This window comes from Pantoea sp. X-Soil-YNGN-844 (assembly GCF_059730595.1).
This window is the reverse complement of sequence record NZ_AP036007.1, coordinates 2,437,468-2,459,324: the sequence shown is the minus strand read 5'-3', so window position 1 is coordinate 2,459,324 and position 21,857 is coordinate 2,437,468. Positions and strand designations below refer to the sequence as shown.

Annotated in this window: 29 protein-coding genes and 1 tRNA gene; 10 read left to right on the top strand and 20 right to left on the bottom strand. The window is 52.8% G+C overall.

Annotated features, from left to right (window positions below; all coding sequences use genetic code 11):
• Positions 1 to 386: 386 nt before the first annotated feature.
• Both AC6I8C_RS11600 and AC6I8C_RS11595 read right to left on the bottom strand, forming a co-directional pair.
• On the bottom strand, positions 387 to 767 hold the full coding sequence (locus AC6I8C_RS11600) for a YidB family protein (protein WP_497822536.1): 381 nt from the start codon (positions 765 to 767) through the stop codon (positions 387 to 389).
• 25 nt (positions 768 to 792) lie between these two features.
• A complete protein-coding gene (locus AC6I8C_RS11595; RefSeq protein ID WP_497823338.1) occupies positions 793 to 1,053 on the bottom strand; it encodes a GlsB/YeaQ/YmgE family stress response membrane protein in 261 nt (86 codons plus the stop codon).
• Between the two features lie 155 nt (positions 1,054 to 1,208).
• On the opposite strand from AC6I8C_RS11595, the gene AC6I8C_RS11590 reads away from it, so the two are divergent.
• Positions 1,209 to 1,466 (top strand): LysM peptidoglycan-binding domain-containing protein, encoded by a 258-nt coding sequence (locus tag AC6I8C_RS11590; RefSeq protein WP_497822535.1) that lies wholly within the window; start codon positions 1,209 to 1,211, stop codon positions 1,464 to 1,466.
• A gap of 195 nt (positions 1,467 to 1,661) precedes the next feature.
• Here AC6I8C_RS11590 and AC6I8C_RS11585 read toward each other — a convergent pair.
• From AC6I8C_RS11585 to AC6I8C_RS11575, 3 genes are all read right to left on the bottom strand, one after another.
• Positions 1,662 to 1,737: transfer RNA gene (locus tag AC6I8C_RS11585), tRNA-Asn, on the bottom strand.
• Positions 1,738 to 1,840: 103 nt separating this feature from the next.
• Entirely contained in the window at positions 1,841 to 2,617 is a 777-nt protein-coding gene (gene mtfA, locus AC6I8C_RS11580) for a DgsA anti-repressor MtfA (RefSeq protein ID WP_497822534.1), read from the bottom strand.
• A gap of 172 nt (positions 2,618 to 2,789) precedes the next feature.
• The gene (locus tag AC6I8C_RS11575) at positions 2,790 to 3,467 is read right to left on the bottom strand and encodes an ASCH domain-containing protein (RefSeq protein WP_013358305.1); all 678 of its coding nucleotides are present in this window, start codon (positions 3,465 to 3,467) and stop codon (positions 2,790 to 2,792) included.
• Positions 3,468 to 4,078: 611 nt separating this feature from the next.
• Between AC6I8C_RS11575 and AC6I8C_RS11570 the strand changes: the two genes are divergently transcribed.
• Both AC6I8C_RS11570 and AC6I8C_RS11565 read left to right on the top strand, forming a co-directional pair.
• On the top strand, positions 4,079 to 4,783 hold the full coding sequence (locus tag AC6I8C_RS11570; RefSeq protein ID WP_497822533.1) for a phosphohydrolase: 705 nt from the start codon (positions 4,079 to 4,081) through the stop codon (positions 4,781 to 4,783).
• A 72-nt stretch (positions 4,784 to 4,855) separates the two neighbouring features.
• Positions 4,856 to 5,137 carry an Arc family DNA-binding protein gene (locus AC6I8C_RS11565; protein ID WP_497822532.1) on the top strand — a complete coding sequence of 94 codons (282 nt, stop codon included), beginning with the start codon at positions 4,856 to 4,858 and terminating at the stop codon, positions 5,135 to 5,137.
• 268 nt (positions 5,138 to 5,405) lie between these two features.
• On the opposite strand, the gene dcm is transcribed toward AC6I8C_RS11565, so the two are convergent.
• Entirely contained in the window at positions 5,406 to 6,791 is a 1,386-nt protein-coding gene (gene dcm / locus AC6I8C_RS11560) for a DNA (cytosine-5-)-methyltransferase (RefSeq protein ID WP_497822531.1), read from the bottom strand.
• Positions 6,792 to 6,981: 190 nt separating this feature from the next.
• Here dcm and AC6I8C_RS11555 point away from each other — a divergent pair, with 190 nt between their 5' ends.
• The 5 genes from AC6I8C_RS11555 (at position 6,982) to AC6I8C_RS11535 (ending at position 9,238) form a co-directional block, all read left to right on the top strand.
• On the top strand, positions 6,982 to 7,461 hold the full coding sequence (locus AC6I8C_RS11555; RefSeq protein WP_013358301.1) for a very short patch repair endonuclease: 480 nt from the start codon (positions 6,982 to 6,984) through the stop codon (positions 7,459 to 7,461).
• A 52-nt stretch (positions 7,462 to 7,513) separates the two neighbouring features.
• Positions 7,514 to 7,789, top strand: a complete 276-nt coding sequence (locus AC6I8C_RS11550; RefSeq protein ID WP_033733066.1) for a hypothetical protein — start codon at positions 7,514 to 7,516, stop codon at positions 7,787 to 7,789.
• Positions 7,790 to 7,799: 10 nt separating this feature from the next.
• Positions 7,800 to 8,711, top strand: a complete 912-nt coding sequence (locus AC6I8C_RS11545) for a DUF808 domain-containing protein (protein ID WP_497822530.1) — start codon at positions 7,800 to 7,802, stop codon at positions 8,709 to 8,711.
• A 33-nt stretch (positions 8,712 to 8,744) separates the two neighbouring features.
• Entirely contained in the window at positions 8,745 to 8,876 is a 132-nt protein-coding gene (locus AC6I8C_RS11540; protein ID WP_003854444.1) for a hypothetical protein, read from the top strand.
• A gap of 182 nt (positions 8,877 to 9,058) precedes the next feature.
• A complete protein-coding gene (locus AC6I8C_RS11535; RefSeq protein WP_013358298.1) occupies positions 9,059 to 9,238 on the top strand; it encodes a YodC family protein in 180 nt (59 codons plus the stop codon).
• 85 nt (positions 9,239 to 9,323) lie between these two features.
• Here the strand turns inward: AC6I8C_RS11535 and AC6I8C_RS11530 are convergent, their stop codons facing one another.
• The 3 genes from AC6I8C_RS11530 to AC6I8C_RS11520 all read right to left on the bottom strand — a co-directional run bounded on the left by AC6I8C_RS11530 (position 9,324) and on the right by AC6I8C_RS11520 (position 11,954).
• Positions 9,324 to 10,544: a glycosyltransferase family protein gene (locus AC6I8C_RS11530; protein ID WP_013358297.1), complete on the bottom strand. Its 1,221-nt coding sequence runs from the start codon at positions 10,542 to 10,544 to the stop codon at positions 9,324 to 9,326.
• Positions 10,545 to 10,574: 30 nt separating this feature from the next.
• Positions 10,575 to 11,366: a mannosyl-3-phosphoglycerate phosphatase-related protein gene (locus tag AC6I8C_RS11525; RefSeq protein WP_497822529.1), complete on the bottom strand. Its 792-nt coding sequence runs from the start codon at positions 11,364 to 11,366 to the stop codon at positions 10,575 to 10,577.
• A 354-nt stretch (positions 11,367 to 11,720) separates the two neighbouring features.
• Positions 11,721 to 11,954 carry a DUF2525 domain-containing protein gene (locus tag AC6I8C_RS11520; RefSeq protein WP_013358295.1) on the bottom strand — a complete coding sequence of 78 codons (234 nt, stop codon included), beginning with the start codon at positions 11,952 to 11,954 and terminating at the stop codon, positions 11,721 to 11,723.
• A 316-nt stretch (positions 11,955 to 12,270) separates the two neighbouring features.
• Here AC6I8C_RS11520 and AC6I8C_RS11515 point away from each other — a divergent pair, with 316 nt between their 5' ends.
• Positions 12,271 to 12,429 (top strand): YqaE/Pmp3 family membrane protein, encoded by a 159-nt coding sequence (locus tag AC6I8C_RS11515; protein WP_013358294.1) that lies wholly within the window; start codon positions 12,271 to 12,273, stop codon positions 12,427 to 12,429.
• Between the two features lie 62 nt (positions 12,430 to 12,491).
• Positions 12,492 to 12,686, top strand: coding sequence for a protein DsrB (dsrB, locus tag AC6I8C_RS11510; RefSeq protein WP_013358293.1), 195 nt, complete (start codon positions 12,492 to 12,494; stop codon positions 12,684 to 12,686).
• 104 nt (positions 12,687 to 12,790) lie between these two features.
• Here the strand turns inward: dsrB and AC6I8C_RS11505 are convergent, their stop codons facing one another.
• The 11 genes from AC6I8C_RS11505 to fliJ form a co-directional block, all read right to left on the bottom strand.
• A complete protein-coding gene (locus tag AC6I8C_RS11505) occupies positions 12,791 to 14,497 on the bottom strand; it encodes a methyl-accepting chemotaxis protein (RefSeq protein ID WP_497822528.1) in 1,707 nt (568 codons plus the stop codon).
• Between the two features lie 142 nt (positions 14,498 to 14,639).
• Positions 14,640 to 15,275, bottom strand: a complete 636-nt coding sequence (rcsA, locus tag AC6I8C_RS11500) for a transcriptional regulator RcsA (RefSeq protein WP_013358291.1) — start codon at positions 15,273 to 15,275, stop codon at positions 14,640 to 14,642.
• A 627-nt stretch (positions 15,276 to 15,902) separates the two neighbouring features.
• Positions 15,903 to 16,688: a flagellar biosynthetic protein FliR gene (gene fliR / locus AC6I8C_RS11495; RefSeq protein WP_061062740.1), complete on the bottom strand. Its 786-nt coding sequence runs from the start codon at positions 16,686 to 16,688 to the stop codon at positions 15,903 to 15,905.
• Positions 16,688 to 16,957 carry a flagellar biosynthesis protein FliQ gene (fliQ, locus tag AC6I8C_RS11490; protein ID WP_003854466.1) on the bottom strand — a complete coding sequence of 90 codons (270 nt, stop codon included), beginning with the start codon at positions 16,955 to 16,957 and terminating at the stop codon, positions 16,688 to 16,690. The genes fliR and fliQ overlap by 1 nt, the downstream gene beginning before the upstream one ends.
• A gap of 26 nt (positions 16,958 to 16,983) precedes the next feature.
• The gene (gene fliP, locus AC6I8C_RS11485; protein ID WP_033733762.1) at positions 16,984 to 17,715 is read right to left on the bottom strand and encodes a flagellar type III secretion system pore protein FliP; all 732 of its coding nucleotides are present in this window, start codon (positions 17,713 to 17,715) and stop codon (positions 16,984 to 16,986) included.
• Positions 17,715 to 18,113: a flagellar biosynthetic protein FliO gene (gene fliO, locus AC6I8C_RS11480; protein WP_033733056.1), complete on the bottom strand. Its 399-nt coding sequence runs from the start codon at positions 18,111 to 18,113 to the stop codon at positions 17,715 to 17,717. The genes fliP and fliO overlap by 1 nt, the downstream gene beginning before the upstream one ends.
• Positions 18,114 to 18,123: 10 nt before the next feature.
• Positions 18,124 to 18,531, bottom strand: coding sequence for a flagellar motor switch protein FliN (gene fliN / locus AC6I8C_RS11475; RefSeq protein WP_033733054.1), 408 nt, complete (start codon positions 18,529 to 18,531; stop codon positions 18,124 to 18,126).
• On the bottom strand, positions 18,524 to 19,531 hold the full coding sequence (gene fliM, locus AC6I8C_RS11470; protein ID WP_013358287.1) for a flagellar motor switch protein FliM: 1,008 nt from the start codon (positions 19,529 to 19,531) through the stop codon (positions 18,524 to 18,526). The genes fliN and fliM overlap by 8 nt, the downstream gene beginning before the upstream one ends.
• Positions 19,532 to 19,535: 4 nt before the next feature.
• The gene (gene fliL / locus AC6I8C_RS11465) at positions 19,536 to 20,021 is read right to left on the bottom strand and encodes a flagellar basal body-associated protein FliL (protein WP_013358286.1); all 486 of its coding nucleotides are present in this window, start codon (positions 20,019 to 20,021) and stop codon (positions 19,536 to 19,538) included.
• 127 nt (positions 20,022 to 20,148) lie between these two features.
• Entirely contained in the window at positions 20,149 to 21,417 is a 1,269-nt protein-coding gene (locus AC6I8C_RS11460) for a flagellar hook-length control protein FliK (protein WP_497822527.1), read from the bottom strand.
• The gene (fliJ, locus tag AC6I8C_RS11455; protein ID WP_003854478.1) at positions 21,414 to 21,857 is read right to left on the bottom strand and encodes a flagellar export protein FliJ; all 444 of its coding nucleotides are present in this window, start codon (positions 21,855 to 21,857) and stop codon (positions 21,414 to 21,416) included. The genes AC6I8C_RS11460 and fliJ overlap by 4 nt, the downstream gene beginning before the upstream one ends.

The window sequence follows — 21,857 nt, the reverse complement described above, 5'->3', positions numbered from 1 at the left end:
CGGACAGCACCACGAAGTCGGCAGTGAGGGAAGGCACTATATCATCCGCGATAATATAAAACAGGTGGAGGTCATTTCGGATCTGGGCCGCGACGTGGCGAATGCAAATCCGGGTCTTGAGATTATCTTCACCAATAATAAATAGCAGCACCGACTCAAGGGTTCGCAGCTTATATGGGAAATCGATTGGAAGTGGAGTGACTATTGGTGTTGGACAAGGTCTTATGATCAAACAGAAAGTAGCATCATCGTTGTAGTATGTGTTCGATGGGTTATTATTGCTCGATAAAATCGCTCAACAGTTACTCCTAACAATCACACCTCAACTCTAAAAGATAAAAGCCCAAACTTTAACCGCGGGCCTTTATCTTCCAATTTCATCATCCTCAGTGCATTAACTGACTGACCAGACTGGTGAGATCGGCTTTTTTATCAATCACACCTGCAGATGACGCTTTATCCACCAGCTGTGGCAGATATTTGACCAGCAGATTCAGTGCATCGCTGGTGTTGATACCCATCCGCGTAGCCAGTTGCTCAATCGCTTCAGAGTTAATCATCTTCTGCACCAGATCGCTGCTCAGGGCAACGTTCTGCTGATCGCCGAGCCAGGAGTTAACCACCTCACTGTACTCACCGCTCTGAAGATGGCTTACGATGGTGTGTAAACCGCCTTGCTGCTCCACCCACTCCAGCACACCTTTCACTTCCTGACTGGTCTGAGTATTCAGGCCGCACATCGCAAGCACCGTTTCCAGTAAACTCATTTTATTTCCCCTGAATAGTAATCGCTTAAGACTGTTTACATGATCTAATTTTATGAATGACAAATAGCACAATAATTGAACCCAGGGTTGCAATCGCAATGCTGTAAATATTGAAACCACTGACCTTGCCAAAGCCCAGAGCCGTACTGGCGACACCGCCAATCAGCGCGCCGATAATACCCAGAATCATGGTCATGAAAATGCCCATATGTTCTTTACCTGGCATAATACATCTGGCGATAATACCGGCGAGCAGACCAAATACAACCCATGACAATATACCCATCATTAACATCCTTCTTTTTATATAAATTACTGCACGTTTAGCAGTGGTTTAATCCACGAAATAAAAGCAGGTGTATCGTACGCCGCGCAGTATTTGTCTGGCAATCCTGTTTTTTTAATTAAACTAAACGTATCGGAAACGATAGGGGAGTAATTATGAGCATTCTGGATAATATTAAAAATATTGGCGATGAGTTGTTACATAGCGTTGATAAAAATGTTGAGAATAAGGGCGATGCTTCAGCTTCAGGTGTCCGCACTTATACGGTGAAATCCGGGGACACGCTCAGCGCAATCGCTAAGCAGTTTTATAATGATGCATCAAAATATATGAAAATCTTTGAGGCGAATAAAAACATCCTCAGCAACCCGGATAATATTGCGCCGGGTCAGGTACTGACTATTCCCGAGTAATCGTTAGCCGAGGGGACAAGCCAGCCAGAGCAGGGATTGCCCGGCTGGTTTTTTGCAGTTATGGCGCCGGACTCATCAGGAATGTGCGGGTAACAGCAGGCGGGTCCGGATGGATAATCAGAAAGGAGGAGAAAATTGGCAATACTGAAAAGCAAAAAGCCCGCTCAGGTTTCCCTGAGCGGGCTTTTCTAATTCTGGCTCCTCTGACTGGACTCGAACCAGTGACATACGGATTAACAGTCCGCCGTTCTACCGACTGAACTACAGAGGAATCGTTTGAACGAGGCGAATATTAGCGGCGTCGCACTGAGGTGTCAACAGCAAAAAATACATTATCATTCAACTGGCTAGCTTTAGCGCAATGCGATCGGGATTTAAGCAGTTTGAGCCGTGTCAGAAGCTATCCGGCTCAGGGGATCCTGCTGGTAGAACTGGCGCAGATGCTGATACATAGCGGGAAAGCGTTCGGCCAGCAGAACCGGAGCCGTAAAGAAATATTCAGAGAGTACGGCGAAGCACTCAGCCGGATCGCTGGCCGCGTAGGGATCGATAGTCGCAGCCTGTTCACCTGCCAGTTCCACTTCACTTTCAATCTCTGCCATCGCGGCTCGCAAATCCTTTTCCCACTGGGCTACGTCACGCAGCGGTATGACCGGAACGCCGCTGGTATAACCGCTGCCGCGCGCATCCAGTTTGTGTGCCACCTCATGGATCACCAGATTAAAGCCGGAGAGATCGAAAGAGTCCTGAATATCAAGCCAGTTGAGGACGACCGGTCCCTGGGTCCAGCTCTGTCCGGCGTGAACGGCAGGCGCGCTGTGAACCAGCCCATCTTCATCCTGCCACTGATCGTCAACCTCAAACGGTTCGGGATAGATCAGCACCTCATGAAAACCGTCCAGCCACTCCAGACCCAGCTTCAGCACCGGCAGAGAGAAGAGCAGGGCGATCCGCACGCTGCGCAGTTCATCCAGCTGAACGCCCCCGAGAGGCACCAGTTTTTTCTGTTGCAGAAAGCGCTTTGCCAGCTCCACCAGCGCCTGCTGTTCAGACTCATCCAGCGGGCTGAAGACAGGCTGTGACAGCGCCTGTTGCCACGGCAGTGCCGCCAGCATGGTGTCGTTATGCGTTTTCCAGGGCCATTTAAACATCGCAACTCCTGCACAGAACCGGGCTATGTGATTATCCTGACGCGGCAGACATAAAAATGCCAGCATCGAATGCTGGCATCTTCTGTCTGACTTCAGGGCTGAAGGCTGTCTATTCAACCCGTTAGCGCGGCCGTTGTCTGTGATTCAACCCGCAAAGCGCAGGGTTGAGGCATTACCTGCGTTCAACGCGCTGAAATTCAATGACCCAGACCCAGGGATTCACTTCCCAGCTGGTCGCACCATACTGTTTTTCCCAGGCTTTGCGATACGCCTCTTTAGGTGACTCAGAATTAACGTTCATGGTGAAGAAGTTATTAAGGAAGTGCGAGTCGGTCTGTACGCCCTCCGCCATAATGTCATCTTCACTGATATCCTGAATCTTTTCCGCGCGCACGCCAGTAATTTCCAGGTTGATACGACTGGCCCAGCGCGGCATGTGGATGGCGGTCTGCCAGCCAAACTCCTCGGCTTCCGGGGTGCTCATCGCATGCTGACCCAGCTCATTACTGTCGGCACGATACTGGCAATATTCCGGCAGGCGAAACGGCGTCGGGTCACGTTCATATTCGGCCAGATCGCTTTCTGGCACCATCGGGCCGCGCCAGGTTTCACGCACCCAGAGGATGTCGCCCGGTTTGCCGTAGGGACACTGATAGCTGATGTCGGTCATCGACATCATCTTGTAGCCATGCAGATGGTTAGCACTCACGTCGAAAGCATGAACGCCTTCGTGATGATCCTGTCCCGGCCCGAAAGCCTGAGTTTTCATAATGCGCCGGGTTTGTGTTTGCTGGCCAACCAACAGGGCACGAACACGCTGTTCGGAAAAAAGAATCGGCCGTTCTTTCATGGATTACCTCTTTTTATTAGTAGAACCCGGTTACTGCTGTAAACGTCCATTTGCTTCACATCTGAGAGTTATCATAAAAGCTTTAAATCATTTTGCTTAATAATTTGTCGCCTGACAGTCACTTTAAAATTGTCACGTTGGGTGTTAAAAACCAGCAAAATGCAAAAAGCGCACCAAAGCTTATCACGCAATCGGCAGAACGCGACGAACAGCCCGGATACAGTACGTTATAACAATAAAAATAGGAACCTTTTCAGATTTTTTCACCTGCTGTTGCCCACACTTTTACAATTAATTGCGTGACAAAAAAAAGCTAAGCACGGCTGGTTTAACTGGTTCAGAATGAATCAAACATTACTGCTGTTAAACTAATTTTCTTAGCAGCAATTCACTGAGGAAAGGCTGAAAACCGCCGAAATTGCGGTATTTATGTAACATAGGTGCTATACAGATGATCCAGATCTCATTTTTCTGCCCGAAATCGCTGGCAGCGCCGCTCTTTTCAACAGCACTGTAAAAAAAGTGTCATTAGCCAGTCGCTATGATGGCTTGCCGTTTGCGCACTGATCACGACAGAGAATCGGCTGTCGATCACTACAGGGAGAAAGATTATGTCACTTACACTCTGGCAATCCCGCTATGAAAGCTGGTTTCAGGCGAACTGGATCCACGATGACGGCGCGCACGATATCGCCCATCTGCGACGCGTCTGGATGAGCGCGCAGCGAATCATGACCGGCACGAAGGCGGACCCGCTGGTGGTGCTCACCGCCTGCTATTTTCATGATGTAGTGAATCTTCCCAAGAATCATCCGGAACGGCATCTCGCTTCTACTTATGCCGCAACGGAAACGCAGCGCATTCTGCAGCAGGATTTTCTCGACTTCCCTGCAGAAAAGATTGATGACGTGATGCATGCCGTTAAAACCCATAGTTTCAGCGCCGGTATCCCGCCAGAGACGCTCGAAGCCAGAATCGTGCAGGATGCAGACCGGCTGGAGTCGCTGGGCGCAATCGGGCTGGCGCGGGTCTTTTACACGGCCGGTGCACTGAATCGCCCGTTATTCGACAGTCAGGATCCGCTGGGTAAAGATCGCGAGCTGAATGATGTTAAGTGGACGCTGGACCATTTCCAGAAGAAGCTGCTGCGTCTGCCGGAAACCATGCATACCGAAACTGGACGCATGCTGGCTGAGCATAACGCCGATTTCCTGGTGCGCTACATGGCAAAGCTTTATGCCGAGCTTCAGGGCAATCTGGTGGGGATGGATGAGGGCGTACTGCGGGATTTCACCCCATTGAAAACCGAATATTAAATTTTTATGACAGTATGTTAATCGAAACGGTCATCCGGTAGCGTGTGAGCAATAACAAAAAGGAGCTGCCCGATGACCGAAACTGTTAATTTAACGATTAAAATTGATCCCGAGCTGAAAGAAACGATTAAACAGCTGGCGCTGGAAAACCAGATTTCAATGAGCCAGGAAATTGTGCAGCGTTTGCAGGCCAGTCTGGAAACGCATCCGCATCCTGCCATTGATAATCAGGACATCACTGAAGAGGGCGCCGATGAAACGGGTGCTACTGACGTGAAAACCGATGGACTGAGCGCCAGCGAGTTGAAGCAGATTCGCCTGCTGCTGAAGAAGCAGGGCAAGAAGAAGAAATAAAACAGAAACCCGTCGCCAGACGGGTTTTTACTTTGGAAAAAGGCTGGACCGTTTCGCTATGAGACTGTGCCTGCTCAGGGAACACGGTCAGATCGGAAAGACGCAAAAGCCGCCATCCATGGCATGCTCGGCCCGCACCGTCCTGGCGCGGGACGCTTTCCTCTTCTGACCGTGTTCCCTGCGAGTTGAGCTTATTTGTTGCTGTGAGTATCGTCAGATGTAAGTTCTTCATCAGCCTGAAACCCGTCGCAAGACGGGTTTTTTCATTTCAGAACGATGACGACTTCAGCTGACGAATATGCGGCAGCAGCAGCTGGGCGACCGCTGCGAATACCGGCACGACCACCGAGTTACCAAACTGCTTATAGGCCTGAGTATCTGAGACCGGAATGCGGAACGGCTCGCGGCCCGGTACATCAAAGCCCATCAGGCGGGCGCATTCGCGCGGAGAAAGGCGACGCGGACGTCGTGCCATATTATCCGCATCCTGAAACTCCGCTTCACCCAGCGCGCTGTCCCAGCCGCGGTCGATCAGAATCTCTGAGCCATCTTTGTAGTAGCGTGCTGACAGCGTTCGCACGCAAGAGTCAGGATTACGCGGATCGTTAAGGCCAAAACCAAAGCCGTTACCTTTCGCTTTATGCTTTTTTGCATACTGATAGAGATAACGCCACAGCACCGGCGACAGAATATATTTGTCGTCTGGTGCCTTCTCTAACAGGCTCTGCAGGCTGGGCACCTGTGCAGGATAGAAACGACGGATATCGCGTAGCGTGAAATCCTGCTTTTTCAGGTCACGGCGAATCCCCACCAGCACAATGCGTTCGCGATGCTGCGGCAGGAAGTGACGCGCATCGATCACTTTGGCATCCGGGCTGCCGGCTCCGGCATCGGCCACGTCATAGCCCAGCTCATCCAGCGTCTCCATGATAATGGCGAAGGTACGGCCCTTATCGTGGCTCTTGAGGTTTTTCACATTCTCCAGCACAAAAAATGGCGGCTTCTTGGCGGCCAGAATGCGCGCAACATCGAAAAACAGCGTGCCCTGCACCTGACACTCAAACCCGTGGGCGCGGCCCAGCGCATTTTTCTTGCTGACGCCCGCCAGCGAAAAGGGCTGGCAGGGAAAACCGGCCAGCAGCACCTGATGATCGGGGATTGCCGCATCAATCGCGCGGTATATCTCTTTGTCTTCAGTCAGACCTTCCGGCTGGGTCACCTGACGAATATCGGTATTGAAGTGATGCTCCAGCGGATCGCTATAGTGGTTGGCTTTATAAGTGCGAACCGCCTCTTTATTCCATTCACTGGTGAACACACACTTGCCGCCGATCGCCTCAAATCCTTTTCGGATGCCGCCAATCCCGGCAAAGAGATCGATAAATCGAAACTCAGGATTATCATAGTGGGCGGGCCGGGTCGGCAGCAGACTCTGCAACAGCGACAGCTCCGCCTCACACAGCGGCGGCAGGGCGCTTTTACCCTGACGGATCCGGTTCAGCAGGGCTGGCGTCCAGCAGGAAAATCCCGCCTGCTGCAGTCGGGCCGTGAGATCACGAACCGAATAGATATCCAGCACCTGTCCAAAGAGTTCAGACGCATCAGCAGATGAAAGTGCAGCAGAGAGTGGTTCAGCGAGGGCGGCGGGATGCATGCGTTTTTCCTTAACAGTAAGGAGCCTATGCTAACACTCCAGAGGCTGCGAGGAAATTGCCGGGATGTGCCCTGTGCCAGACCGCCGGAAAGTTCTGTTTTTGCGGCGTAATCTCCGAAGTCGCCCGGCAGCGGCTTTCGCTTTTCGTGGCGCAGGCTAAAGTTACAGAACCAGCAAAAAAGGAGACGTTATGGCTGATGTTCACTCCAGCGAAACACGCAGCAAAAATATGCGTGCCATTCGCGCTCAGGATACGGCCATTGAGCAACGTATTGCGCTGTTGCTGAAAGATCGGGGATTCAGCTTTCGCGTGCAGGATAAAAACCTGCCGGGACGGCCTGATTTTGTCCTGACCGAACAGCAGGCGATTATTTTTGTTCATGGCTGCTTCTGGCATCGTCATCACTGCTATCTGTTTAAGCTGCCGGCGACGCGCACGGAATTCTGGACCGGAAAAATCAACAGCAATGTTGAACGTGACCGGCGTTATGTGCGCCAGCTGCAGGAAAGCGGCTGGAAAGTGCTGATCATCTGGGAGTGTGCGCTACGTGGCAAACTGCGCCTGGCGGATCAGGATCTGCTGGAACGGCTGGAGGAGTGGTTGCTGGCGATGTCGGAGAGTGCCGAGATCGACCATCAGGGCATTCATCATTACAACGCGGATTGCTAATCAAGACCATAATTGGTTAGATCTGCGCTTTCTCCGTGGCCAGGAGCCTGACATGAGCAGCATAAAACTGACGGTTAAACGCCTTTACCAGATTCGTGACGAGCGGATGGTAAACACTAAAGCCACTGCACGGGTCTATTGCGGCGACAGGCTTATCGCTACGGAGGAGATCACCGGCATGACCGAAAGCCCGGTCAGCAAATACCTGCATGCTGAAGGCGCAGAAGGCGATGCGGTGCGGGTGGAGTGGGATTGTGAGGGCATCGCTGAGATGACCGTAACGGAAATTGAGCGCTGCCCATGTTGTCAACATAACGAACCAGACTAAGGATAAGATTTTGGCGGGCACCAGTTTACTGACTTTACTTGATGATATTGCAACACTTCTGGACGATATTTCCGTCATGGGAAAAGTGGCGGCAAAAAAGACCGCTGGCGTACTGGGCGATGATTTGTCGCTGAATGCACAGCAGGTTACCGGCGTAAAAGCCAACCGTGAGTTGCCCGTGGTGTGGGGCGTGGCGAAAGGATCGTTTCTTAACAAACTCATTCTGGTGCCGCTGGCGCTGATCATCTCCGCATTTGCGCCCTGGCTGATCACGCCATTGCTGATGCTGGGCGGTGCCTATCTCTGCTATGAAGGCGTGGAAAAGGTGATGCACAGTCTGCAGCACGACAAGCAGAGCAAATCACCGGAAGCACGCCAGCAGCGCCTTGATTCGCTGGCGAATCAGAACGCGGCAGAGTATGAGAAGAAAAAAATCAAAGGTGCGGTGCGCACTGATTTCATCCTCTCGGCAGAAATTGTTGCGATTACCTTAGGGATTGTCTCGGAAGCGCCGCTGCTCAGCCAGGTGATCATCCTGGCGGGCATCGCCATTCTGGTCACCATTGGCGTCTACGGCATCGTAGCGGGTATCGTAAAAATTGATGATCTTGGCTTCTGGCTGCGTGAGAAACCATCGCGCGTTGCGCAGGGTATCGGCAGCGTGCTGCTGGCCGCCGCGCCCTGGCTGATGAAGATCCTCTCGGTGGTCGGCACCCTGGCGATGTTCCTGGTCGGCGGCGGTATCGTGGTTCATGGCATTGCGCCGCTGCATCATCTGATTGAGGAAGTCAGCGGCGGATTCAGCGGCTGGATCGCGATGCTGCTTAGCAACGGCGCAAACCTGGTGCTGGGCTTTATCATTGGGTCGATCGTGCTGTTAGTGGTCAACCTTATTGCCAGAGTGCGCGGAAAATCGGTATAAAGCGCACTGTGATTTACGGTCAGGAGAATGACGATGAACGACGACATGTTTGAATTTGATATCGACGCACAGCTTGAGCAGGCTGAAGCGAAAGCAGAGAAAAAAGCCAGCGAAGTGCCGGATGATCTCGGTGACGAAGCCGATTGCGAAGGCTGTAAAATCTGACGTCAGCGTCAACACTTCATCAAAGCGGATAAGTTTTATCCGCTTTTTTTATTTTCCGCATATCCAGCTGCTTAATTCTGAATTTGCCCGTTTTTTGCGTGCCTTAACAGGCAAGGGTCGGCTTTGCCTGCTATAAAGAAAATAGTCACTCAGGTTAATAACACGCATGAAAGGAGCGCCCCATGGTTTTCGCAATCAGTGAAGAAGTGCAGCACAAGGAAGAAGGACACACGATGGTGGTGACCGGCTACGCCAGTGGCATGGTGGAATGCCGCTGGTATGACGGCTATGCCGTGCGCAGCGAGGCTTTTCGCAGTGATGAACTTTGCGCGCTGAATCCTGCGCAACAACTGGCAAGCTGAGAGCCTCAGGCCTGAGGGTCAGATGACCCGACAGGCCCGGTTTCTGACTGCCTGAGGCCCGGCACACTCCCTGTGCCGCCCTGTTTCAGACGTTACCGTCATTATCCTCTTCAACCGCCTGATAGATGCGCTGCAATACATCCGGGAACGCCGACTGAACCCGGCTCCAGCTGGGTATAAACGGCTTATCGTTAGGACGTTCAATAAACGCCTGTCCCGCTTCCAGAATCGACTGAGTAAACATCTCCACCGCGGCCTCTTCGACGTGCTGATCAAACTTCAGTCCGTTCATTGCCGCCTCGTGGTTATAGGTCTCCATCATATCCAGCGCATTACGGTAATAGGTTGCCTTCAGCACCCGGAATGAATCGCTGGTCAGCGGTACACCCATGGTCGCGAGCTTACGCAGCAGGGACTGGACGATATCGCTGCTCATACGCTTCAGGCCGCCGGTGCCATCATCTTCGGCCAGCGGCTGATGCTTGTGATCGTAGTTATCGGCGATCTCAACCTGGCACGACTGGCGGGTAGTGTAGTTACGGTAAATCTCCGATAGCACGCCAATTTCCAGACCCCAGTCACCGGGAATTTTGATGCCGTTCAGCACATGCGTACGCATGGCGAACTCGCCGGAGAGCGGATAGCGGAAGCTTGTCAGATAATCCAGATATTCCGAATGACCATAGACTTTCTGCAATGAGCGCAGCAGCGGCCCGACCAGCAGACGTCCGACGCGGCCGTTAAGCTTGCCATCCGCGACACGCGCATAGAAGCCCTTACAGAACTCATACTGAAACGCCGGGTTGGCCAGCGGATAGAGCAGGCGGGCCAGCATGCCGCGCTCATAAGTGACGATATCGCAGTCATGCAGCGCCACGCAGCTGGTGCGGTCGGAAGCCAGCGTATAACCGGTGCAGAACCACACGTTGCGCCCTTTACCGGGATTGGTAGGCGACAGACCCTCTTTATCCAGTTCCGCATCAATCGCTTTCAGACGCGGGCCGTCGTTCCACAGAATGCGATGCCGTTGCGGCAGGCGGGAGAAGAACTCGCGGGCAAACAGGAACTGGTCGCGGTCGGCCCGATCCAGACCAATCACGATCTCATCCAGATAGGGCACTTTCGCCAGCTCATCGACGATTTTCGTCAGCGCCGGGCCTTCAAGTTCGGAAAACAGCGATGGCAGGATCAGCCCCATTTTGCGTTTGCGGGCAAAGCGTACCATCTCTTTTTCCAGCGACTCCACGCTGCGGTGGGTAAGGTTGTGGAAGTTGGTGATTACGCCATTCTGATAAAAGTCACTCATCGCATCATCCTTTTAATGCCCGTGGGCAGCTTATTGAGGTTGAGTCAAAAAATAGTCCAGTCCTTCACGCCAGCCTTCGGGGCCATGGTGAGCGGTGTGATAGACCTGCTGCTGATCGGTCCGGCTGAGTGTTACCGGTGTTTTACTGTAGCCCTTAATCACTACGGCATAATCAACTGCATCCAGCATCGGCGCATCATTCGGCCCGTCACCGAGGCCAATTGTAATGGCCGCTTCACCGGGAGAATGGTCCAGCAGCCAGCGCAGCGCTTCGCCTTTGCCGCAGCCTGCTGGCATCACATGCCAGAAACGGCCGCCCTGCGTCAGTGCCAGCCCTTCAGCACACAGTGCCGTCTGAAAGCTATCGAAAGCCTCGTCACTGTCGCGCCAGACAATCACTTCAGACGCGTCGCGCTGGCGTGACAGCGCGGCATCTGCCTCACTCAGTCCGGTCATTGAGGCCACTTCCGGATCGGAGAAATCATGAAAGCCGGTAAAACGGTAGGTTTTTTTCAATACGGCCAGCCGCTGGCAGAGTGCGTCATAGGTCAGCATATTATCAGGCAGACGGATACGCTGCTGATCCTGCGTCTGGACCACGGCCCCGTTTTCGGCAATAAAGGGTGAACCACTGATCCCGAGCTTTTTTTGCAGCGGAATGATTTCGGCGGCCGTCTTACTGGAACAGATCACCAGCGGAACCTCGTGCTGTTTCAGGGTGGTAAGCCACTCAGTGGCCGCATCCCAGCGATAGGTATGGTGGTCGAGTAGCGAACCATCGAGATCGGTAATAATCATTAACGGCTGTTGAAGATCGGGCATTAACAGACTCCTTTCATCACGTTCGCGGCTAAAGCAGCGATTTTTCAATATTATAGTTGAATATGGCTCACACTTTTTTTCCTGCCACGCTGACTAAAAATCTAGGATAAATCTTAAAAAACAAATGGAGAGAAGCGAGGGATGCAGGAAGTGTGCAGGCGCTAAGTCACTGGCTGGCGCGGTTTTTTCGGTAACTATTGCCGCATAACGACCCGGTTCGTTGCAGAAACGTGCATATCTGATACTTGTTTTGGTGACGCGTTCGCGTAATCTGCAGAGGTGTTAAGAATTCCCTGGTGTAACGAATTGAATTTTTACCCGGCCTTCCCGCCGGGTATTTTTTTGAAATCGATTTCAGCGGTTAGCTTCATAAGCGCGATAGTCACAGATGTCGATTTCAAACGCTTCTGCCAGTTCGGTATACGAGTGAAAAATCTGGCCTTCAACTTCAAGCCGTGGCATCTGGCCCTGCTCCATATATTCCCGTATCTCTCCTGACGTTTTCGCCTGAATCGCCGCCAGTAAACCTTCAACATCCACCTTCAGATCGGACGCCGGCATATCGGTGTGCTGCTTTTCGTCTGTCATTTTCTGACTCCTGAGAGCAAACAGAATAATCAGTATAGAACGCGGGGAAGAAAGAGGGGATCGGGCAGATCGCAGGCAAAAAAAAAGCCCGCGCTGCGCGGGCAAAATCCTTGTTACTTTAGGTTGTGGCTGCACCTATGGGGTGGTGCAGTAGAGGGAGTGTAAAGGCCAGGCGCGTAAGAAGTCTTGCGGTGAAATGTTAAGAAATTGCAAAAATGGTCCTTACTCAGTTTTACCTGACTTTGCCCCTTAACAGAGCAGATTCAGCTATAGTTACTGATAAAGCTGATTTTTTTCAATACCTAAAGGAATGGTTATGGACATCTTAAGAATTATTATCGCAATTCTGCTGCCACCGCTGGGCGTATTCATGCAGGTCGGTTTTGGTGGTGCTTTCTGGCTGAATATTCTGCTGACGATCTGTGGTTATATCCCTGGTATCGTTCATGCCGTCTGGGTCATTGCCCGTCGCTAACGCGCTGCATCGCGCCGGTTCTTCGTTTAGACTGTACGCAGTAAATAATCAGGAGAACCGAAATGAAGGTAAATGACCGCGTCAGCGTCAAAACCGATGGCGGCCCGCGTCGCGTTGGCACCATTCTGGCAATGGAGCCGTTCAACGAAGGCACCATGTTTCTGGTCGCGCTGGAAGATTATCCACTGGGCATCTGGTTTTTTAATGAAACGCAGCAACCGGATGGCATTTTCGTCGAGCCTTACCACGACGCCTGAGCCTGACGTGCATAAAAAAGCCCCGTTACGCATAGCGTAACGGGGCTTTTTGCGTTCAGCGCCGCTGCCGTTGACGACAGCCGCTGATGCTTACCAGCATAGCATCAGAAGGTTTCCCAGTTATCACTACCGGTGGCCAGCACCGGACGCGGTGTCAGAGCCGGTGTGCTGGCTGGTGAAGTGACGCGCGCGGCCACACTTTTCGTGGCAGGCGAATCCTGCAGACGGAATGCCGCCACTGCCTGTGTCAGTTTGCCCGCCTGATCTTCCAGCGAGGCCGCTGCCGCTGAGGCTTCTTCCACCAGTGAGGCGTTCTGCTGAGTGACGTTGTCCATCTCAGTGACCGCCTGGCTAACCTGCTGAATACCCCGGCTCTGTTCGTCCGATGCCGCTGCGATCTCCGACATGATATCGGTGACGCGACGTACCGCCTCGACAATCTCACCCATAGTACTGCCCGCTGCGCCAACCTGATGCGACCCGTCATTAATCAGTGTGACGGACTCAGCAATCAGGGATTCAATCTCTTTGGCCGCCTGCGCACTGCGCTGGGCCAGATTGCGCACTTCGCTTGCTACCACCGCAAAGCCGCGACCCTGTTCTCCGGCACGCGCGGCTTCAACCGCTGCGTTCAGCGCCAGGATGTTGGTCTGGAACGCGATGCTGTTAATGACGTTGGTGATCTCAGCGATTTTCTTCGAGCTGCCGGAAATGTTGGTCATGGTTTTCACCACGCTATCGACAAGATCACCCCCGCTGCGCGCCTTGCCAGAAGCATCCGCGGCCAGCTGGCTGGCGTGATGGGCATTTTCGGCATTCTGTTTTACCGTGGCGGTGAGCTGTTCCATGCTCGCTGCGGTCTGCTCCAGTGCTGCCGCCTGCTGCTCGGTGCGTGAAGAGAGATCGGTATTACCGGCGGAGATTTCGCTGGAGCCCTGGTAAATCGCGACCGCACCTTCACGAACTGTCCCGACGGTGGTCACCAGCGCCTGCTGCATCAGTTGCAGATTGTGGATCAATGTACCAATCTCACTGCGGCCAAAGGGCAGGGGAGCAGAGGTCAGATCACCCTGTGCAATGCGTTCAATGCGCAGCACAGACTGACGCAGCGGGTTAATCACTACACGGCGCAGGAAGACAAAGGTCATCAGTACCAGCACCAGTGCGGCACTAAACGCCACGGCCATCGAGATAAAACCGATGCGCGACTGATGATCGGCTTCTGCGGTAATGGCATTGGCGCGGTCAGTACGGATTTTTATCGCCTTCAGTAATACCGCGTTATAGTCGTCATCCAGCTTACGGGTAACGTCTGTTTCCTGCGCGATGATGCCCTCAAAGCTACCCTGTTTACCGGCATTAATCATCGGTATCAGGCCTTTATTAATGTAATTATTGAAGCGTGCCTGTAGCGTAGCATCCAGTTCAGTGTCAGCCGGAGACTTCACTTTGCGCGCTTCATAAACTGCAAAACCATCTTTAGCCTGCTGAATACGTTTTTCAGCCGCCGCCACGTTGGCGCGAAATTCGTCCATGTCACCAATACGCGCGGCGGCACCGGCCTGGATAATGGTCAGGCGTGCCGTACGCAGGTGGTTGGAGCTGTTAGCAAGGCCCATACGAACCTGGATTTCGTCCGTAGCATCATCGAGGGAGTGGTTGCCTGAAATAAGAAAGTAACTGGCGACACCAATACAGAGTGCGAACAGCAGCAAAATGCCGCCGAAGATCAGGCTAAACAGCGGTACCAGGCGGAGATTCTGCCAGATGCCAGCGCTTTTCTGTCCATCATTATCTAATGCAGTGTTCATATCCTTGCTCTCTTGAGGCTGTTGTTATAAGGCTTAACATCGGCAAAAGAGCGTAAAGGCTTAGCGGCAAGAGTGAGACCTGGCTCCCAATTCAGCGCAAAAAAAAAACCGGCCATTAAGGCCGGTTCTTCAGGGCTGACGATCAGCGAATATTAACGTAAATACCCGAGGTCACATTATCGGTTAAACGCACCACATGATAAATAACCTGTTTATTATGGGTTTTGATTTTGCGTTTAATATTACCTTTATGTGACGATACCGTTTTGGCCTTAATTTGCATTTTATCTGAGATCTGAATGGTGTCATGACCTGACATCCACATCTTCAGCATGTTTGACTCAGTCTGGCTCAGCGTCAGCGGGTGAACATCCATGCCCGAAGAGATGCGCGCAGACTGGTTAAGCTTCTTCTGCAAATAGGTGCTGAGTAAGGAATCCAGGGTCGATGTCTTCATCGATTTTGATGTAATAATCAGGTTCTTACGAACGTAGAGATATTCCTCAAAATGGATATTACTAATCGCCATGAATATAAAGAACAGCGTATCAGGATGCTGCGTAATAATACTGCGGATACGTTCACTGGAATCTGACTCATGAATGAAACAATCTTCATTAATAAAGACGACACCAGGATTTAATTGCTCACATTTTTGCTGTAGTTGCTCAATATCGGAGACAGAAGAGATATTTTTCTTCTTAACTCCTTTTGAAGACATGTAGTCTGATAATCCCAGGCGTGTGTAGTTGCAGGAATCCATAATAATAGTTGGCATAATAGCGACCCTCACCAATTTGTTATCCGTTTAAATCAACGATGAATACGCGTTGCGGTACGAGAGAGATTTCTTAGGTACTTTTTTATTCTGCTCGTGCAGTGTGGCAACAGGCAAACGCCCGTAAAAGTCTTCATCCCTGACCCGTTCTGCAAAAAATTTGTGCTGCCATGACGTCACACATTCTCCGGCAATGGCGGGGAATGCCAGTGAAGTGCCGGAGATTCAGTAAAGCTCATTTTTTGAGACCTGTGTCACTATCCCTGAAAACAGGAAGTTTTCTGATAGGACAATTCTCAAAAACATTTGTTTTACGAAAGTGTGATGTCTCAGCGTGCGATGACAATGCCGGAAAAAACATTTTTTAACAAGAAAAATCACTTAAAGTTTTTTTCCCTGTAAATTCAGTGCATTGCCGGTTTTGTCTGCACATTCACAGTCTGACCGCTTCTGTGAACCACCCAACTAAAATACGCGAAGCCCGGTTTAATAAGAATTATTTTCAGACTCTTAGCACATTTATCAGAATTTCCTTAGTTGCATTCTGGAAAACATGGTTCGGAAAATGCACGGATGGTTTTGCGATACTTAAGTGTCACTGAGCGAAGGTAGTTAGAAACTTAATGTTCAGGGGCGGGATAGTTCTGTCAGAAACAGGGCGAGTAAATCAAATATTTCACTGAACAAATGCTCACAGAACGGGGCCAGCAGGGGCATCAGCAGGCTGATGGTTAAAATTCCGACTGATAAGGTAATCGGGAAGCCAATTGCGAAGATTGATAACTGTGGTGAAACACGGTTTAACAAACCCAGTACCAGATTTACCATGAGTAACAAAACGATTAAGGGCAGCGCTAACATCATGCCATTAAGGAAAATTAATCCGCCGGATTTCACCAGCGCCATAAAGGCGTTGGCATTTAGCGGGTGACCGCCAATCGGCAGCGTATGAAAACTGTCCGCCAGCAGTGAGATCAGCCAAAGATGTCCGTTAAAGGTCAGGAACAGCAGCATGGCCAGCATGTCGAGAAAACGGGCCAGCACCGGCATGTTAAGACGGCTGCCAGGGTCAAAAAAGGTGGCGAACGAAATGCCCATCTGCAAACCAATGACTTCTCCGGCAAGGCGCACAGCCGCAAACGCAAACTGCATGGTAAAGCCCAGTGCGATGCCAATCAGCATCTGCTGGATCAGCAGCCAGAATCCGGCAGGGGAAAACAGGGTCACATTCACAGCAGGTAACAGCGGCATCAGCAGCCAGGTGATCATCACCGCCAGACCGATTTTGACACGTTTGCTGACGGATCGTTCACTGAGGATGGGTGCGGTGGCGAACAGCGCCATGATGCGCACCAGTGGCCAGAAGAACTGGCTGACCCACTGAACCAGCTGGCTGCTGTCGAGAGTAATCATCAGCCGATGATATATGGCAGGTTGGTGAAGACGGTGCGGATATAGTCCAGCAGCAGATTCAGCATCCACGGGCCGGCAATAATACCGGTGGTGGCAACCGCCAGGATCTTAGGAATAAAGGATAAGGTCTGTTCGTTGACCTGGGTCGCCGCCTGGATCAGGCTAATCAGCAGACCGCTGACCAGGGCGGCCAGCAGCAGCGGGGCGGCCAGCATCAGGGCGACGCGCATCGCTTCCTGTCCCATTACCATTACTGATTCGGGTGTCATGTCGTGCTCCGGTAAGAAAAGGGGGATCAGGAGTAGAAGCTTTGCGCCAGTGAACCGACCAGCAGTTGCCAGCCATCGACCAGAACAAACAGCATCAGTTTAAACGGCAGCGCAATGGACGCTGGCGGAACCATCATCATCCCCAGCGCCATCAGCACGCTGGCGACCACCAGGTCGATGATCAGGAACGGGATAAACACGGTAAAGCCAATCTGGAACGCGGTCTTCAGCTCGCTGGTCACATAGGCGGGCAGCAGAATACGCATGGGCACCGCTTCAGGACCGGCAATCGGCGCGATATTCGCCAGACGGGCAAACAGGGCTAAATCCGCTTCACGGGTCTGACGCAGCATAAACTCGCGCAGCGGCTGGGCACCTTTATCAATCGCCACATCCATGCTGATCTTGTCCTGGCTGAACGGCAGATAGGCATCCTGATAAATTTTGTCGAAGGTCGGCGCCATAATAAAGAAAGTCAGAAACAGCGACAGACCGAGCAGCACCTGGTTAGGCGGTGCCGAAGGCGTGCCCAGGGCATTTCGCAGCAGGCCAAACACAATGATGATACGGGTGAAGCTGGTCATCATCAGCAGCACGGCCGGAATAAAGGTCAGCGCAGTGATAAAGACCAGTGTCTGAACCGGCAGTGACCAGCTCTGACCGCCGTTAGGCAGCGAGTGACTCACCAGGCCCGGCAGCTGGGCATGGGCAACCGGTGCCAGCAGCAGCAGTGGCAGTAAAGGAAGCAGTCGACGCATCATTGTGGTTTTCCGGGACGTTTAACCAGATTCTGTAACAGCTGACGAAAATCCTGTGGCGCACGGTCAGCCGGCGTCACAGCGACCGGCTCACCCGGCGGCAGCGTATGCAGATGAGTAATCTGCTGTGCAGTGACGCCCAGCACCAGACGCGCGTCAGCAGTATCGATAATCACCACTCGCTCACGCTGGCCCACTGAGACGCTGGCCGTGAGCTTCAGCTCCTGACCACTCACCTTTTTCGGCGCAAAGCCGGCACGGCGTGCCAGCCAGGCGCAGGCCAGAATCAATAAAATAATCACTGCTAACACGCTGCTGACCTGGGCCAGCATAGAACCGGTCGAAATCGCCTGTGCATGGGGTGCAGCCGGTTGCAGCGTTTGATTCTGGCTATTCATAATGTGACTCTTAGCGACTCAGACGACGCATACGTTCAGACGGGGTGATGATGTCAGTGATACGAACGCCATATTTGTCGTTCACAACCACTACTTCACCCTGTGCAATCAGGTAACCGTTGATGAGGATATCCAGCGGCTCACCTGCCAGGCCGTCCAGTGCTACCACCGAGCCCTGCGCCAGGCGCAGCAGCTCTTTGATGGTCATCTTGGTGCGGCCCAGTTCGACGGTGAGTTTCACCGGGATATCCATAATCAGATCGATATCCTGCAGCGAGCCCGCAACGTTGCCGCTGTCGAATGACTTAAAGACGTCATCGGTTTGCGGCGCACTGCTGCTGCCGACCTGCTCGTTCATCGCTTCAGCCCACAGATCGTCCGCAGAGATATCGTCAGACGGTTTATTACTGTCAGTCATGGGGCTGTTCCTCGTTAAGCGAATTCAGAATCGGGTTAATCAGGTGTTCGACACGGAGCGCATATTGCCCATTCATCGTGCCATATTGGCTGGTTAAGACCGGGACGCTATCGACATGGGCGATAATGCGTTCCGGCTTCTCAATCGGCAGCACATCACCGGGTTTCAGCTGCAGAATCCGTGACAGACGCAGTGAGGTTTCGGCAAAGTGAGCAATCAGTTCCAGCTCAGAGTGCTGCACCTGTTTAACCAGGTTATCGCGCCAGTGGTTATCTTCCTGACGGGAGTTTTCGAGCGGTGGGTTCACCAGCAGCTCGCGCAGCGGTTCAATCATTGAAAACGGGATGCAGATATTAAACTCACCCACCAGGTTACCAATCTCCACCTGGAACGGCGTGTTAACCACGATGTCGTTCGGTGAAGTGGTGATGTTGGTGAACTTCACCTGCATCTCTGAACGTACATACTCGACGTCCAGTGGATAAATGGCCTTCCATGCGTCGCTGTAACCATCCAGCGCCAGCTTCAGCATGCGGCGGATAACGCGCTGCTCGGTATGGGTAAACTCACGGCCTTCGACTTTCGTCGGAAAACGTCCGTCACCACCAAACAGGTTGTCGACGGCGATAAACACCAGGCTGGGTGAGAACACCACCAGCGCCGTGCCGCGCAGCGGTTTCAGGTGGATCAGATTCAGGTTGGTTGGCACCGGCAAATTGCGGGCAAACTCGTGGTACGGCTGAATCTTGATCGCCCCGACGCTGATGTCCGGGCTACGTCGCAGCAGGTTAAACAGCGTCATACGGAAACTACGGGCAAAACGCTCGTTAATAATCTCCAGCGCCTGCAAACGCTCGCGCACCACGCGGCGCTGGGTATTCGGGTCGTAAGGACGAATATCGCCCTCCGGCCCGTTTTGTTTCTTTTCTTCTTCCGCGCTGCCACTATCGCCGTTTAAAAGGGCGTCAATTTCAGCCTGGGAGAGAATGCTATCGCCCATTGATTCACCTCAAAATGAAGGCAGTAAACAGCACGTCGTTTACGGCCTGCGGAGGTTGACCTTTTACCAGCGGAGGTGTCAGCGCCTGTTTGATTTGTTCAACAAGCGCCTGTTTTCCTTGCTCTGTCGCCAGCGCCGCAGCACTCTGACGCGAGAGCAGCAGCAGCAGACGGCTGCGCACCTCAGGCAGATAGTCATTCATCCGACTCCGGGACTCCTCATCGGCCAGACGCAGGGTAAAGCCTACGTAAAGCACGCGGTCAGGATCGTTGTCGGGATTGACCAGGTTAACCGTAAATGTATCAAGTGCAAAAAAGACCGGAGCGGGAGGCGGTTCAACTTTCGCCACCTCAGGCTTATCGCCCTCGTGTTTATTCATCATTCGCCAGACTGCATAGCCTGCCACGCTGCAAGCGGCCAGCGTCAGAATGATCAACACTGGTATTAAGATTTTACGTTTGCTGCCTTTTGCTTTCGCGTTATCAGACATGGTGCAGTTACTTCCTGTGAATTATGGGCAAGCCTCTCGGCTCACGGGACAGATTATCCGCGTCTTAAGTCAAACCAATGGGTAGAAAAGACGCGGGTTTTACGCTTACCTTCAGCGTTTGCCGCTGTCAGGCGAAAGTGTCGACGGCGCTGTTGCCGCTAACGCGAGCCTGAAGGGCAGCGGGAACGGCGATCGGCGTAATGTCGGTGTCACTGTCCTGGGTGAGGGAGAAGCGGCCATGCTGTCCGTCGCGGCGCGCCTCCTGTTGTTGCTGGAATTGCTGGCCCTGCGCGGAACTGTCACTGCTCACCTGACTCTCGCCCAGGTTGATACCGCTTTCTGCCAGCGCGCTGCGCAGCTGCGGTATCGCGGCTTCCAGTGCCGATCTGACGTGGCTATGGCTGGAAACCAGACTAATTTTTGCCTGGTCGTTATCCAGTTTCAGGCTGATCTGGATAGCGCCAAGGTCTTCCGGATGTAAACGCAACTCCGCGTTCTGCTGGCCGTTGCGGCTGAACATCACAATCTGCTGACTCAGCGCCTGCTGCCACTCGTCGCTGCCCAGCTGTGAATTCAGCATCGGGGTGGACGGGGTGCTGCTGGTCGCGGAGGCGGTCACAGGCGCGGGCAGGCTGCTGGCGCTGGCGAACGGTGTAGCGCTGATCGCGTTGTCGCTGGTGCTGGCTTTAATCGCACTCTGATCCTCCTGCTTCACCATAGTGCTCAGCGCCTGCTGGAAACTGCTGTCGAGCGTCAGGCCGCTGCTGGTCGCACTTTGCGCGGCGGGCTGACTCTGACTGGCAGTGCTGTTCACGGCAGGTGAGTTCTGTGTGGCAATTTTAGCGTCGTGCTTCTCATCTTTACCCGGCGCAGGGCTCTGCTGTGCGCTGTTCAACAGTTGCGTCAGCGAAGTCTGACTTTTCCGGCCGGTGTCGGTCTGGGCAATCAGCTCACCTGCTTCACTGCTGACTGGCGTAGAAGGCGTCGCTGCTGGCGTCACCGCACCCGGTAACATGGCAAACAGGGCCTGCACATTCTGCATGTCACTGGCGCTTAAGGGTGTAGCCTCCGGCTTGTCTTTATCATCGGCTGATTTTGACCCAGCTTTAGTATTTTCCGGTTTAAACAGGGCGGTCAGTTCAGCAGGATTATCCAGCGCCGCCATCAGCGCATTCAGCGGCGCCTTTGGTCGGGCGTCGTCGACAGTTTCTGCTTTTACATCAGCGGATTGCGCCGCTTTTCCCTGCTGTTTAGCCAGGCCTGCCAGCTGATTTCCCAGCGTGGTCAGAAAGTCCTTTGGCAGGGCATCAGCCCCTGCTGCAAGGTCCGTCGCGCCTGATGGTTCCGCGTCGGTTTTAGCCGCCGCTTTTATGCCAATGTGTGGCAGCGTAATCATTCGCCTCTCCTCGATGCGGCCCGTTGGGCAAATTCATCCATCCGTTTCTGATCGAGACGGTTTTCCTGTCGTAATGCATTTTCCGCTGCCCGCGTTATCAGGGTCTGATAGGCGTTCAGCCGCTGCTGTTTGTCGCGCCAGTTGATCAGCGCCTGCTCCAGTCGCTGATTCCAGTTATTAAGCTGGTTGCGATGCTGCTCAATCGCTTTTTCCAGCGTCTGAATAAACTGGTGATAATTCGTCCAGCGGGTGCTGGCGATGCCGGACGACATGTCATCGTTAAGTTTGTTGCGATACTCGTCCTGATAATCAAGCAGCATCGTCAGCTGCTCGTTGGCGGCGTGCTGGCCGCGGCGCATATCGCCTAAATAGATGGCGGCACGTTCGAGATCCTGCTCCGCTAAGTCGCGCAGCGTATCAATGGCATTTGCAGTTTTCAT